General features: G+C 71.1%; 13 protein-coding genes. 4 read left to right on the forward strand and 9 right to left on the reverse strand.

What is annotated here, in order from left to right; translation table 11 throughout:
• Window positions 1–10: 10 nt before the first annotated feature.
• On the forward strand, window positions 11–568 hold the full coding sequence (locus I5Q34_RS18830; RefSeq protein WP_199893497.1) for a hypothetical protein: 558 nt from the start codon (window positions 11–13) through the stop codon (window positions 566–568).
• Window positions 569–581: 13 nt separating this feature from the next.
• On the opposite strand, the gene I5Q34_RS18835 is transcribed toward I5Q34_RS18830, so the two are convergent.
• The 4 genes from I5Q34_RS18835 to I5Q34_RS18850 form a co-directional block, all read right to left on the reverse strand.
• Window positions 582–791, reverse strand: a complete 210-nt coding sequence (locus tag I5Q34_RS18835; protein WP_199893498.1) for a hypothetical protein — start codon at window positions 789–791, stop codon at window positions 582–584.
• Window positions 791–1,138, reverse strand: a complete 348-nt coding sequence (locus I5Q34_RS18840) for a hypothetical protein (RefSeq protein WP_199893499.1) — start codon at window positions 1,136–1,138, stop codon at window positions 791–793. The genes I5Q34_RS18835 and I5Q34_RS18840 overlap by 1 nt, the downstream gene beginning before the upstream one ends.
• Before the next feature lie 121 nt (window positions 1,139–1,259).
• On the reverse strand, window positions 1,260–2,501 hold the full coding sequence (locus I5Q34_RS18845) for a helix-turn-helix domain-containing protein (RefSeq protein WP_199893500.1): 1,242 nt from the start codon (window positions 2,499–2,501) through the stop codon (window positions 1,260–1,262).
• Between the two features lie 387 nt (window positions 2,502–2,888).
• Window positions 2,889–3,128, reverse strand: a complete 240-nt coding sequence (locus I5Q34_RS18850) for a chaplin (RefSeq protein WP_199893501.1) — start codon at window positions 3,126–3,128, stop codon at window positions 2,889–2,891.
• 319 nt (window positions 3,129–3,447) lie between these two features.
• Here I5Q34_RS18850 and I5Q34_RS18855 point away from each other — a divergent pair, with 319 nt between their 5' ends.
• Entirely contained in the window at window positions 3,448–5,409 is a 1,962-nt protein-coding gene (locus I5Q34_RS18855; RefSeq protein WP_199893502.1) for an NAD(P)/FAD-dependent oxidoreductase, read from the forward strand.
• A gap of 717 nt (window positions 5,410–6,126) precedes the next feature.
• On the opposite strand, the gene I5Q34_RS18860 is transcribed toward I5Q34_RS18855, so the two are convergent.
• From I5Q34_RS18860 to I5Q34_RS18880, 5 genes are all read right to left on the reverse strand, one after another.
• A complete protein-coding gene (locus tag I5Q34_RS18860; RefSeq protein WP_234429140.1) occupies window positions 6,127–6,399 on the reverse strand; it encodes a hypothetical protein in 273 nt (90 codons plus the stop codon).
• 27 nt (window positions 6,400–6,426) lie between these two features.
• Window positions 6,427–6,636: a cold-shock protein gene (locus I5Q34_RS18865; RefSeq protein WP_199893503.1), complete on the reverse strand. Its 210-nt coding sequence runs from the start codon at window positions 6,634–6,636 to the stop codon at window positions 6,427–6,429.
• A 346-nt stretch (window positions 6,637–6,982) separates the two neighbouring features.
• Window positions 6,983–7,636: a calcium-binding protein gene (locus tag I5Q34_RS18870; protein ID WP_199893504.1), complete on the reverse strand. Its 654-nt coding sequence runs from the start codon at window positions 7,634–7,636 to the stop codon at window positions 6,983–6,985.
• Complete coding sequence (gene wecB / locus I5Q34_RS18875; protein WP_277965345.1) at window positions 7,633–8,817, reverse strand: non-hydrolyzing UDP-N-acetylglucosamine 2-epimerase; 1,185 nt, start codon at window positions 8,815–8,817, stop codon at window positions 7,633–7,635. The genes I5Q34_RS18870 and wecB overlap by 4 nt, the downstream gene beginning before the upstream one ends.
• A 46-nt stretch (window positions 8,818–8,863) precedes the next feature.
• Window positions 8,864–10,147, reverse strand: a complete 1,284-nt coding sequence (locus tag I5Q34_RS18880; RefSeq protein WP_277965346.1) for a glycosyltransferase — start codon at window positions 10,145–10,147, stop codon at window positions 8,864–8,866.
• Between the two features lie 533 nt (window positions 10,148–10,680).
• On the opposite strand from I5Q34_RS18880, the gene I5Q34_RS18885 reads away from it, so the two are divergent.
• A complete protein-coding gene (locus I5Q34_RS18885; protein WP_199893505.1) occupies window positions 10,681–12,591 on the forward strand; it encodes a DUF2334 domain-containing protein in 1,911 nt (636 codons plus the stop codon).
• Window positions 12,588–13,676 (forward strand): hypothetical protein, encoded by a 1,089-nt coding sequence (locus I5Q34_RS18890; RefSeq protein ID WP_199893506.1) that lies wholly within the window; start codon window positions 12,588–12,590, stop codon window positions 13,674–13,676. Before I5Q34_RS18885 ends, I5Q34_RS18890 begins: the two co-directional genes overlap by 4 nt.
• Window positions 13,677–13,763: the final 87 nt, after the last annotated feature.

Here is a 13,763-nt window from a genome sequence, read left to right on the forward strand (position 1 = left end):
GGAACGCGTCATGCGACGGTTGACGACGACGGTGGCAGCGCTGGTCATGCTGACGGGCGCCGGGACGGCTACGGCGGTGGCCGCTCCGGTCCCTGTTCCGGCCTCGGCCGACTGCGCGTCCGGCTGGGGCAGCACCGACAAATCGGCCGAGGGAGCCGACTGCAAGCCGCTGAAGAACATCCGCACCGGCGCGCACGAGTGCTACGACCGCGTCGTCTTCGACCTGGGCGGCGCGCCGAGCCGGCTCGGCTACCACGTGGGCTACGTCGACAAGTTCCACCAGGACGGCTCCGGCGACGAGATACCGGTGGGCGGCGGCGCGATCCTCCAGGTCTACCTCTCGGCCCCGAGCTACGACCCGTCGACGGGCCGCGCGACGTACGCAGGGAAGGCGGGCAAGCCGCTCCCCGGCGTGGACATCGGCGGCTACCGGACCTTCAAGGACACGAAGTTCGGGGCGAGCTTCGAGGGTCAGACCCAGGTGGCCGTCGGCGTCCGCGCCAAACTCCCGTTCCGGGTGCAGCACTCGGGGGACAAGCTGATCGTGGATGTGGCGCACACCTGGTGACGCGTCGGGCGGGTCAGTGTCGCGTGAAGTGGTGCGCCATGTAGTAGCCCGCGAAACGGGCGGCCTTCTCCGTGTCCCCGCCGTGTGCCTCCGGTCGGCGCTCCGTGTCCAGCCGGGCGCACACGGCACAGCCGGGGGCCGGCCGGGGCATGGCCGGAGGCCCTGATACATGCTGGAGGGGCACCAGCCCGGGCAGCGGCATGTACGGCGGAGGCGTCATCATCAGGCGTCGCCTCCGTGCAGGCGCGCGCCCCGGCTCTCCGCGACCCGGAGCGCGTCCGTCAGGCACTCGGACAGCCGCACGCCGAGGTAGCGCAGCTCGCTGGTGGGCGCGTCCGGGTTGCCGAGCACGGTCCGGGTGAGTTCGAGGACTTCCGCGCCGACGGCGAGCTGGACGGCCTCCATCTCGTCGGCCAGCCGCGAAAGATGCCCGGACGGGTCGGCCGAGAGCAGCAGGCACGGCTTGCCGTCCTCCGCCCGCCAGGGCAGCAGCCGGGCCGGGCTCCGGCCGGCGGCGGCGTCGGCGAGGTCGCGCCGGCGTTGGTGTTGTTCGTCGGTCCTGTGGGTCATGGGTCGTCCCCTCGCGGCGGTTTCCGGTGAGGGGACCGTACGGGCAGGGTACGGGCCAAGCCATATACACGAGGGGGTAGTTCGCGACCACGCGCAAGCGATGTATCACGCTGCGCAGTACCTAGCCGGATACTCCCAGGTGAGAGGCCATGCCCCGCATGTCCTGGGTAAGTGTGCGCTTGCGGGTACGGAGAATGTCGGTCATCACGTAGCGCGCCATGGGCTGGTGCGTCAGCCATGACCCGGATGTGCGCCGGAGCTGGGTCAGTTCGTCCATGGCGTCCTGGTGGGAGCCGAGGAGGATGTGTGCGCGGGCCACGTCCAGGCGGTGCCTCCCCCAGTTGGGAGTGGTCGGCCTGCCGAAGTTGCGCAGTGCCTTGGCGCTCAGCAAGCCGTCGTCGGTCCGTCGGAGCACGGCCCGTGCGTCGCCTGCCAAGGCCAGGTCCTCCACCACCTTCATCTCCGCCGTCACCGGGCCGAAGCCACCCCAGTGGTCCGGGAAGGCGACGCACTCGGTGTCCAGGGCGCTGGCGGCCGTCCCCGCCATCCTGCGGGCTTCCCGTGCCACGTCCGGGCGGTTGTTGCGCACGGTGGCGGACGCGACCCTGAGCCACAGTTCACCCCACACAGCCAGCTGGCCCGGAGTCGCCGTGGACAGGCGGGGCTCGATTTCCGCGGCCGTCGTCGCGGCGACCTCTTCGCTTTCGTCGAACCGGTCCTGCCGCAGCAGGAGCCAGCACAGTCCTACGATCCCCGTCGCCGCGAGCTGGGTGCGATCCGTCTCGCGCGCAAGGCGGATGGCCTCGGCGAGCGCGTAATACGCCATGTCGTACTGCCTCACTTGCGTGAGGTACTTGCCGGTGAGCAGGAGGACATGACAGCGGGCGAGCAGCGCCTGGGACCTTTCCGCGCCCTCGGCCGATGCGACGGCCGATTCGGAACTCTCCAGTAGCAGCGGCAGCCTTTTCGCCACGGCACCGTACTGATCCGCCCAGTAAAGGGCGTGCCCTTCCTGAACACCCCTGTGCAGGGCGGAAAGCTCCGGCGGTTCACCCCGGGCGGGCCTCGGCGCGCCCAGCCCCACCGCCGGCATCAACGCCCGCCGCAACTCCGCGAGATAGCGCCGGTTCGCCTCGTCCTCCGGACCGACCACCGGCTTCGGCGCCTCCGTCGCGAACAGCGCCGACGTCGTCACCCCCAGCGCCCGCGCCATCGCGTGCAGGGTCTCGACGCGGGCGTCCCCGCCCTGCTCCACCTTGCGGATCGTACTGAGCGACAGATCCGCCGCCTCGGCCAACCCCTCCTGGCTCAGACCGGCCGCCCGCCGGAACTTCCTCACATTGTCGGCCAGTCCTGTGGGCATGGGATCACCGTCCTCTCAACCCCAGGGTAGACGGGCCCAGTTGCGGCACCGTCCGATGTTCCATGGTGTGGCTGTCGATGTGTCAGGCGCCGAGTGGGATCGCTGCCGCCACCGTCACTGTGGCTCGAAAGTTGCGTGCTGGGGTTTGAGTGAGTGTCGAGGCGCCGGCCAAGTTGAGATAGTCCGGCTGCCTCGAACCGCCTGTTCCGCCTGGCTCAAGCAGGGAGCGCTCCCGTGCTCTTGTTGCAGTCTCCCCCGGTGCGCGGACTCGCTGTCCTGTGCGATCGCCTTAAGTGCTGTAGATGTGGGTGTACAAGCCGAAGGGCCGCGTGGCCCCGGGGAGAGGGGGACACGCGGCCCTGCCCTTGGCGGCTGGAACCAGGGCCGTTACTTGTTGACCAGGGTGTTGCCGTGGGAGAGGTTGCCGACCCCGACCGCCGAGATCACATTGCCCCCGGCGTTCGGGGAGACGTGGGGCGCGACCTGGACGACGTTCCCGGCGGCGACGCCCGGGGACTTGCAGGCCGCGCCGTGGGCCCCGCTGCTGGCGGTGGCACCGGCGGCGCCGGCGCCGATGGCCGCGGCGGCCATCACGGTGACGGCGGCGGCGTTGCGCATGCTGCTCATAGCTCTCTCCATGGGTTGGGGGGAGCCAGTGCAAAAGCTCTGGCAAGAGAGAGTCTTGCGTATGAAAAACCGCTGACGTGATGGAGCGAGATATGTTCATCCTCCCTTGTGATCAAGGCGGTGGTATTGACCACCTGGGAGGTCTGTGCGTCAACTGCTGCTGAGTGTGGGTGAGTTGTGTGTCAAACCCGCGCCCTTCACCCGGTAGTTGCGGCCGGGGGGCGTGCCGGAGTGGGCCTCGCGCCGGGGCGCTCGCACGTCCGGGTGGTCGTGCGTGATCCGTCCATCGGATGTTCGCCGCCGCGCCTATCCAAGGCTTATGGAGCAACCCCCCTTCTCCCGCAGGAAGTTCACCGTCACGGCCACGACGGCCGCTGCCGCCCTGGGGCTCACCCCCGCGGCGGCGGCCCCCGCCCTGCCCGTCCAGCCCCCGAAGTCCACCGCGGACTGGGACACCTGTCTGGAGGTCGCCCGCGCCCTGCTCGTCGTGGACGACGAGAACCGGCCGCTGGCCCCCGCCTACCGGAAGATCCTCGGCGACGGCCTGCCGCGCACCGGTTCCAAGACGGCGAAGAAGGTCCTGGTGATCGGCGCCGGACCGGCCGGGCTCGTGGCCGCCTGGCTGCTCAAGCGGGCCGGGCACCGCGTCACGCTGCTGGAGGCCAACGGCAACCGCGTCGGCGGGCGCATCAAGACCTTCCGCACCGGCGGGCACGAGCACGCGCTGCAGCCGTTCACCGACGCCCGGCAGTACGCCGAGGCCGGCGCCATGCGCATCCCCGGCAGCCACCCGCTGGTGATGAGCCTCATCGACCAGCTCGGCGTCAAGAAGCGCCCCTTCCACCTGGTGGACGTCGACGGGCAGGGCAAGCCCGTCAACCATGCCTGGCTGTACGTCAACGGCATCCGGGTGCGCCGCTCCGAGTACGCCAAGTCCCCCCGGAAGATCAACCGTTCGTTCGGCGTGCCCGACGAGTACCTCGACGTACCGTCCTCGACGATCCTGCGCCGCGCGCTGGACCCGGTGCGCAACGAGTTCAGCACGGCCGGGAAGGACGGCAAGCGGGTCGACAAGCCGATGCCCGAACGGGTGCGGGGCTGGGCCCGGGTGATCCAGAAGTACGGTGACTGGTCCATGTACCGCTTCCTCACCGAGGAGGCCGGCTTCGACGAGCGGACGATCGACCTCGTCGGGACGCTGGAGAACCTGACCTCCCGGCTTCCGCTGTCCTTCGTCCACAGCTTCATCAGCCAGTCGCTGATCAGCCCCGACACGGCCTTCTGGGAGCTGGTCGGCGGCACGGCGACGCTCCCGGACGCGCTGTTGAAGAAGGTCGAGGACGTCCTGCGCCTCGACCGGCGGGTGACGCACATCGAGTACTGGCACCCGGACCGGCCCGGCGACACCGAGCACGTCCGCGAGGACGGGCCGCACGTCTGGGTCGACACGGTGTCCGAGGGGCGCGGCGGGAAGGTGGTCCGCGAGCAGTTCACCGCCGACCTCGCGGTCGTCACCGTGCCGTTCTCCGGGCTGCGGCAGGTGCAGGTCAGCCCGCTGATGTCGTACGGCAAGCGGCGCGCGGTCACCGAACTGCACTACGACAGCGCGACCAAGGTGCTCCTCGAATTCAGCCGCCGCTGGTGGGAGTTGGACGAGGAGGGGTGGCGCCGGGCCCTCGACGACATCCGCCCCGGCCTGTACGAGCAGTACCGCAAGGGCAAGGCGCCGAACGACGGCAGCCTCCTCGGCGCGCACCCCTCCGTCCCGCGCGGCCGCATCACCCCCGCCCAGCGCGCCCACTACGCGGCCAACCGCTGGGCCGGGCGCGACGCACCGGAGGCGGCGCAGATCGTCGGCGGAGGTTCCGTCTCCGACAACTCCAACCGCTTCATGATCAACCCGTCGCACCCCGTCCCCGGCAGCAAGGGCGGCGTCGTCCTCGCCTCCTACAGCTGGGCCGACGACGCGTCGCGCTGGGACTCCTTCGACGACGACGCCCGCTACCCGCACGCACTCCGCGGCCTCCAACAGGTGTACGGACAGCGGGTGGAGGTCTTCTACACGGGCGCCGGCCGCACGCAGAGCTGGCTGCGCGACCCGTACGCGTACGGGGAGGCGTCGGTGCTGCTCCCCGGTCAGCACACGGAGCTGCTCCCGTCGATCCGCACGGCGGAGGGGCCGCTGCGCTTCGCCGGCGACCACACGTCGGTGAAGCCGTCGTGGATCGAGGGGGCGCTGGAGTCGGGGGTGCGGGCGGCCCTGGAGGTGCATTTGGGCTGACGCCCGGGGGATTCTCCCCGCCCCGCCCTTTCACCGTTTCCCGGGGCAGGCCCCGGACCCCGTCCGCCCTACGGGCGGAGCCCTCGCCCCCTCCGGAGGGGGCAACCCCGGTACGAGGCGGCGCTCCGGGGGAGGCGGGTGCCGTCGCTCCGGGCGGCCCTGGGAGCGTCCGCCGGACACGCGGACAGCCGCGTGCCGGCATACGGCAACTCGTCCGTCGGCGGCCGCCGGGTCGCTCGGCGCGGTGCGTGCCCGGCCCAGGGCCTCCGCCCCCAGGGCGAGTTGCACGGCTCCACGTCCTCGGCCGGTCGCGACAGGTCGCGGACCGGTCGTCCGTGAGCGGCAGGCGGGGCTTGTCGTCCTCCGTCGCCCGAGGCAGGAGCCGGGCCGTGTGCCCCGGGACGGCATCGGCGAGGGCGCGTCGCCGCCGGGTCTGCCTTCCTCATGGGCGGGCGGATGGTGTCCACGGATGGTGTCCACGGGGGAGGTCGTGCCGCACTGCCCCGCCTGTGTCCCAAGGGTGGTGACGGCCAAGGGTGGCGACGGCTGCTTCGAAGCCGCGCGGCAGTGCGGGGAGTGCCGGTGCTTCCTCGCGTTGTCGGTCGGCTCTGAGGGTGTGGGCCCAGTGGCGCGTCAACCCCGTTGCAGAACCTAGGGGTTGGGGGGATCCGGATGGTGAACTGTCGGCGGACCTCACCGTCGTCGGTCAAGCGGCTGTCATGAGTCCTCGCCGGCGCAGGTCAGCCAGCTCCGGCTCACCGCCCTTGCCTCGTCCGCCTGTTCCGGCGTGACGACACCCTCCACATCCGGGGAACGCCCCAGGAAATCCTGCACTTGTTCGCGCTCATCCGTGCTGACGACCCAGACGGACGACGTGGAGGACCCGTCGTCATGCCAGTCCAGCACGCTCAAGGTATGCCGATCGGTCATCGCGTCCTCCCAGCCCCTCGCACCGGCTTCGGCACCGTCCTGCGTCAGGATGCGCACCACAGGTGCGCCCGTCGCGTGCCGGAGAGTTCAGAGCAGTTTGACCTGGGAGGCCTGCGGCCCCTTCTGGCCCTGGGTGACCTCGAACTCCACCCTCTGTCCTTCTTCCAGGGAGCGGAAGCCCCCTCCCGTGTCGTCGATCTCCGAGTAATGGACGAAGACGTCGGGGCCGCCCCCCTCCTGTGCGATGAAACCGAAGCCCTTCTCGGCGTTGAACCATTTGACGGTCCCTCTGGCCATGGCTCCTCCTGGGATCGAGGTGGTGGTCCGCTGTTGCGCCGACGGAATCGGCGCCGGCACTTTCACCGACAGATGCCGACAGATGCCGACAGATACCGGCGGAGACGCTCATCCAGTAAGGATGCGGCCACCGGTTCCACGGTACCGTCCACATCCCGGGCGCTCCACACGGGCAACATCAGGTGCTGCCCCCTTTGGGGCAGACGCCCGCCAGTGCTGTGGACAGGGGACGGGACGGCCGCAGGGGTGGAACGGTTCCTGGAGCCGAGGCGGGCGGACTGCCCGCGGTGCGGCCCGGACCGTACTGCGCGGGGTCGCGGGGCGTGCGGCGTGCGGAGCGCCGTCCCTACTCCGCCGCCCGCACCGTCACCTCGCTGAACTCCACCCGCGCGTCCTCCGTGTACATCCCCACGGCCCCCTGCGTGTAGGGACGTTCCTGGTCCTGGTAGGCGACCAGGCCGCGGCCGTCCACGCTGACCTCCATGCGCGCGCCGCGCTGGGCGATGCGGACGGCGGAGGTCCGGCCGGCCGGGTACGAGCCCTGGCCCGTGGCCAGGAAGCGCTGGCCGCCGGGGTAGGCGGGGTCCCGCTTGCCCAGTTCCCAGCCGTTGGGTTTGAGGGTGAGGTAGTAGAAGTGCTCCGGGTCGGAGTAGGACCACAGGAGCCAGGGCACCTCCCAGGGGTTCGGGGCGGGGGTGCGGAGCTGGGAGACGGTGCGCATGCGGGCCGCGTAGTCCACGTTCTCGTACGTCGCCGTCGAGACGACCAGGGCCGCGTGGGTCTCGTCGGGGCGGGTGGCCGGGGCGGGGGAGAGGGTCAGGACGCCGTCGTGGCCGTCGACCGTGCCGTGGCCCGCGAAGACCGTTCGCCAGGGGCCGTGGACCGAACCCTCGGCCCACGGCCCCTCCGGCGCGTTCTCCTCGCTCCACAGGGCGTACGCCCCGAACCCGAGGCCGATGAGGGCGGCCGCGGTGAGGAGGAGCCGATGGAGTCTTGTCATGCGGTCGAGTATGAACCCGGGCCCTCGGGGAGGCGGGCCTCCACGGGGGCCGCGTCCGCGTCCGCCCCGAAGTCCTCCGCGAGCTGGGCGATGATGCGTTCGGTCGCGCGGCCGTCGCCGAACGGATTTCCGGCGCCGGCCATCCGGTCGTACTCCGCGCGGTCGTCGAGGAGGCGTTCGACGGCGGCCAGGATGACGTCGGGCATCGTGCCCACCAGCCGCGCGGCGCCCGCCTCCACCGCCTCGGGCCGCTCGGTGGTGGTCCGCAGGACCAGGGCGGGCTTGCCGAGGCTCGGCGCCTCCTCCTGGATGCCACCGGAGTCCGTCAGCACCAGATCGCAGGCGGCGAGGGTGGCCGAGAAGTCGAGGCAGCCGAGGGGCTCGACGACGCGGACGCGCGGATGGCCGGTCAGCTCGGGCAGCAGCGCGTCACGCACCGCCGGGCTCTTGTGCAGGGGCAGCAGGATCTCCACGTCGCCCCGGTCGGCCAGCCGTCGTATGGCCCGGCCCATGCCGCGCATGGTGTCGCCCTGGTTCTCCCGGCGGTGCAGCGTCAGCAGCACGCGCCGCAGACCGGTGGAGCCGAAGTGGCTGCGGCCGCCCCCCTTCTCCAGCACCCACAGCAGGTTGTCGATGACGGTGTTGCCGGTGGTGAAGACCTCCGAGGCGGCAATGCCCTCGCCCACCAGGTGTGCGGCCGCGCGCGCCGTCGGCGCGAAGTGCCAGCGCGCCACGCGGCCGATGAGGCGGCGGTTGAGCTCCTCGGGGAACGGGTTGTCCAGGACGCCCGTGCGCAGCCCCGCCTCGACGTGGGCGACGGGGACGTGCTCGTAGAAGGCGGCCAGGGCGCCGGTCAGCGCGGTGGTGGTGTCGCCCTGGACGATCACGAGGTCGGGGCGCTGCGCCCGGATGATCTCGCCGAGGCCGTCGACGAGGCGGGCGGTGAGGGTGGACAGCTCCTGGCGCTCGCGCATGACGTCGAGCTCGGTGCGCTCGCGGACCTGGAGCAGGTCCAGCATCTGGTGCAGCATCTCGCGGTGCTGGCCGGTGGTGACGACGAGCGGCTCGAAGAGCTCGGAGGCGGCCATGGCGCGGGCCACGGGCGCGAGCTTGATCGCTTCGGGGCGGGTGCCGAGGACGAGCATGGCACGCACGGGGGCGTTGATCAGGTTCGAGGACACGGTTCTCCCTGGGACGTCACGGAGTCAGGGTGCTGTGCGAAGTGCCTTACGTGCGCGCGGTCTTCAGCCACGTCTGCTTGCCGGTCAGCATCCGCCACAGGCCCCACCATCCGGCGGCGAACCAGATGTAGCCGTAGAAGACGAAGACGTGCGACAGCAGGATCGCGCGGGCCAGTCCGAGGCCCTGTTCGCGCCGGGAGTAGACCCAGCCGTAGACGTAGGCGGCGGTGAAGGACAGGACGTACGGGCCGATCACCCACATCGGGTGGATCAGGGGACGGCCGGCCTCCACCGAGCCGGCCACCGTGCCGCCCACCGCGACCAGGAAGGACAGCGGCAGCAGCGAGGTGAGCAGGATGAGCACCGGGCTGGAGAGGTGGTAGAGCAGGTCCAGCGCGGGCCGGGTGGGGACCTCGCGGACGATCAGCGGGACGAGTCCGGCCGACTGGAGGTGTCCCTGGAACCAGCGCGAGCGCTGGCGCACCAGCCGCCGGACGTCGAGCACGGCCTGCTGGGAGACGGCGGCCGAGGTGCAGTGCTGGTTGGTCCAGCCGTGGGCGATGAGGCGGACGCCGAGGTCGAGGTCCTCGGTCAGGGAGTCGCTCCAGGGGCCGGAGCCGTCCGGGCCCATCAGGGTGTCGAGCGCGGCCAGCCGCATGAACTGGCCGTTGCCGCCCATCCCGACGCTGCCGATGGTGCGGCGGGCGCTCTGGAAGATGTCGCCGTAGATGACGAACTCCATGTCCTGGAGCCGGGCGAGCAGCCCCTGGCCGCGGTTGTACATCCGCACCCCGATCTGGGTGCCGCCGGTGCGCGGGTTGTCGAAGTACGGGTCGACCGCCTGGACGACGTGCGGGTCGAGCCGTCCGTCGGCGTCCACGACGCAGACGATGACGTCGCGCGGGTCGCGCCCGTCGAGCAGGCCGGACGAACGCAGGTGCTGGATACCGGCGTTGAGGGCGGCGCCCTTGCCCTTGCGGGCGTTCGGCAGGTGGCGGCGCAGGAGGCGGACCTTGCCGGGCTCGGCGCGGCAGGCGGTCCCGGCGATCTCGCCGGTGCGGTCGTCGGAGGCGTCGTCGATGACCAGCGCGAGGGTGTTGCGGGCGGGCAGGGCGGTGATGCGGGCCAGGCTCTCGGCGAGCACCTTCTCCTCGTTGAGACAGGCGAGGAGGAAGACGTAGAGGCGCTGGTCCCTGGGACCCCGGGATCTGCGGAAGCCGCGCCGGGAGATGAGGAACAGGGCGGTGTTGTAGCAGCCGGCCATCACGATGATGGCGATGCTGGCCCAGACCAGGAGTTCGCCCTCGATGACGATCTCGTTCAGTGTCACGAGCGGTCACCGGAATTCCGTATCCGGAACCACAATTTGAGCGATATCAGTGTCGCGGCCACCACGCAGTAGAGCAGGAATCCGGCTCCCGCCACCTGCTGGAGCCCTCTCGCGAAGGGAAGTCCCGGAAGGACTTCCGGGGCGGCCGTCAGCCCGGCAAGAGGCACGACGACGCCCAGCGCGGGTTTTCCGTACATGGGTTCCCCCCCCATTTTCCGCCTTCTTCGAGGCGTGCGCTGGGAACGTATCAGACCGCCCGGTCCGTTCAGTCGTACATCCGGGAAATCGTTGAATCCGGCGTGTAAATTCTCGTGACCCGCCGGTAGTTCTGCCTGTTCATCGCGGGTTTGTGACGGGTGAGGTCTGTGGTCCGCACCAATTTCGGATTCGAAAAGGTGCTCGGGAAGTGCCCGGAAGGCGCTCGGAACGCGCCGGGGGCGGCTTCCGGGATGTATTGACAGCGATCGTCCACCCCACCAGAATCGGCCAACTGTCGGCCCGTACGGTGCGGACATCACAGGGGGGAATCGCATATGCGTGCGCGTCATTCCAGGCGGAGACGAGGAATTTCCCGGATCTCGCTGGCGCTTTCGATAGTCGCCGCCCTGACGGGCGGCTTCGCTCTTTCCCAGGAGGGCGCCGGGGCCGCAGGGGCCCCCGGGGGGAAGGAACACGCGTCCCACGCCCTGCAGGGCGCCGGTTCCACGGCCCTGTCCGGCGCCGGCGCCAAGGACCTCAGGGCCTGGCAGGCCGCCCGGCTGGCCAACGAGAAGCTCCGCCGGGAGCACAAGCTCGTCATCCGCCGCACGACGCCGAAGGCGGGCGCCGTCGCCGGGCAGGGCGCCGTCGCCAAGCCGGCGGCGGCCCGCCCGGGCGCCGGGAGCGTCGTGCCCGCGCTCGCCCGGCCGCAGGCGGCGGCCGCCTCGTCCTCCGCGCTCGTCCTGTACGACACCACGGGCCCGTACGGCTACCTCGGTGAGCTCTACGCGATGGCCGCCGCCAACCTCGCCGGGCACTTCGGGACCGTCACCGCCAGGCCCGTCTCCTCGTACACCGCCGGAATGGTCGGCCAGTACACGGCGACGGTCTACATCGGCTCGACCTACTACGGCGGGAGCGTCCCGGACGCCGTGCCCGCGGCGTTCTACCGGGACGCCCTGGCCACCGTCCGTCCCGTCACCTGGATCGGCGACAACATCTGGGGCATGGCGGGCGCCGTCGGCGTGGACGCCTTCAAGCAGCGCTACGGCTGGGACCCGACCAACTCCTACTACACGCCGGGCGGTTCGGCCGGCAACATCACCAAGGTCTCCTACAAGGGGCAGCAGCTGACCCGTAGGATCCCCGCCGGTTACGACGGCGGCGTGCTGCACCCCGCGCTGGTGAGCGGCCCCGGCTACCCGCAGGTCACCCAGCTCGCCCAGGCCACGGACGCCAACTCCGGTGCCACCAGCCCCTGGGCGATCCGCTCCGGCAACCTCACCTACGTCGGGGAGATCCCCTTCACCTACGTCTCCGAGTCCGACCGCGTGATCGTCTTCGAGGACCTGCTCTTCGACGGGCTCGCGCCGGGCACCGCCGAGCGGCACCGGGCGTTCGTGCGGCTGGAGGACATCAGCCCCAAGGCCGACGCGGCCGAACTGCGGCAGGTGGCCGACTACCTGTACGCGCAGAAGATCCCGTACGGGATCAACGTCATCCCTGTCTACAAGGACCCCAAGGGCACCTACAACAACGGGGTTCCCGAGACCGTCACGCTCGACCAGGCGCCCCAGGTCGTCTCCGCGCTCAAGTACATGCTGGCCCGCGGCGCGGTGCTGATGGACCACGGCTACACCCACCAGTACAGCAACGTGAACAACCCCTACTCCGGGGTCACCGGCGACGACTTCGAGTTCTTCCGGGCGCACGTCGACTCCGCCGACAACGTCGTCTACGACGGGCCGCCCGCCGAGGACTCGGCCGCGTGGGCCCAGGCGCGCCTGACCTCCGCCTTCGCCGGTTTCGCCGCGGCCGGGCTGCCGAAGCCGGCACTGTGGACGACACCGCACTACGCGGCCTCGGCCACCGACTACCGTGTCCTCGGACAGAACTTCTCCGCCCGCCTGGAGCGATCCTTGTACTTCGCAGGCACGTTGAGCGGCGCCCCCGCGGACGCCGGCCGGTACATCGGCCAGTTCTTCCCGTACGCGGTCAAGGACGTCTACGGGACCACGGTCCTGCCGGAGAACCTCGGCAACTACGAGCCGGAGGCGTACAACAACCACCCGGCCCGGCTCCCGGCCGACCTGATCGCCTCGGCCAAGGCGAACCTGGCCGTCCGTGACGGGGTGGCGAGCTTCTTCTACCACCCGTACTACGGAACGGGGCCGCTCAAGCAGACGGTCGACGGCATCCGCGCCCTCGGGTACGCCTTCGTCGCACCGGCGGAACTGAACCAGTGAGGGCGAAGAAGGGGGCGGCCGTCCTCGGGCTCGCGGTCGCGGCCGCCCTCTTCCTCGCCGGGTGCTCCACCACGGACTCCTCGGAGCCCCGGGAGTCCCCCGGCGTCACCGCGAGCCGGAGCGCGGCCAAGCGGCCCGACGAGCGGAAGGAGACCCCGCTGAAGGGCATCACCCTCCCCTCCTGGAACAAGGACGACTACGACAGTCCCGAGGCCGGAACGTATCTGCGGCAGATCGCCGCCACGGGGGCCCGCTGGGTGACCTTCACCCCCACCTGGTACCAGGACCGCGTCACCGACGCGGAGTTCCGCCCCACGGACGAGACCGCGAGCGACGACAGCCTGCGGCACATCGTCCGGCTCGCCCACGACGCCGGCCTCAAGACGATGATCAAGCCGCACGTCGACCTGGTGAAGGGCGGCGACCGGGCCGGGATCCGGCCGGAGGACGCCGAGGCCTGGTTCGCGGTCTACCGGCGCTTCATCACGCACTACGCGCGGCTCGCCGACGAGACCGGGGCCGAGCGGTTCGCGGTCGGCACGGAGCTGGCGGGCACCTCGGGGGACGGCGACCGCTGGAAGGAGGCGGTCTCGGCCGTCCGGGCGCGCTACGGAGGGCCGTTGACGTACGCCGCCAACTACGACGAGTACCGGCGCGTCGCCTTCTGGCAGGAGCTCGACCTCATCGGGATCGACGCCTACTGGCCGCTCGGCGACCGGCCCACGGCGGACGCGGCGGCGCTGCGCCAGGCGTGGCAGCCGGTGGTGGAGGAACTGGCGGCGTTCTCCGCGCGGCAGCACCGCCGGATCCTCTTCACCGAGGCGGGCTACGTCAGCCAGCGCGGCTCGACGACGGCGCCGTACTCCTGGACGGTCAGCGGTGCGAACGGCGACGCGGAACAGGCCGCGGGCTACGAGGCGTTGCTGGCCGCGTTCGAGGGCAAGGCGTGGTGGGCGGGGGTGTGCTGGTGGATGTGGGACGACTGGCCCGGGGCGGGGGAGACGCCGCGGAAACTGTCGTACACGCCGCACGGGAAGCCGGCGGAGCGGGTGTTGAGGCGGTGGTGGGGGGTCGCCGGCCGCTGAGGCTGTGCCGGGGTTGCTCCCCGTCCCGCCCTTTCACCGTTTCCGCAGCAGCGCGCTGCGCACGCTGTCCTCAAACGCCGGACGGGC

Source organism: Streptomyces sp. AV19, assembly GCF_015999245.1.
In the GTDB taxonomy this organism is placed as follows: domain Bacteria; phylum Actinomycetota; class Actinomycetes; order Streptomycetales; family Streptomycetaceae; genus Streptomyces.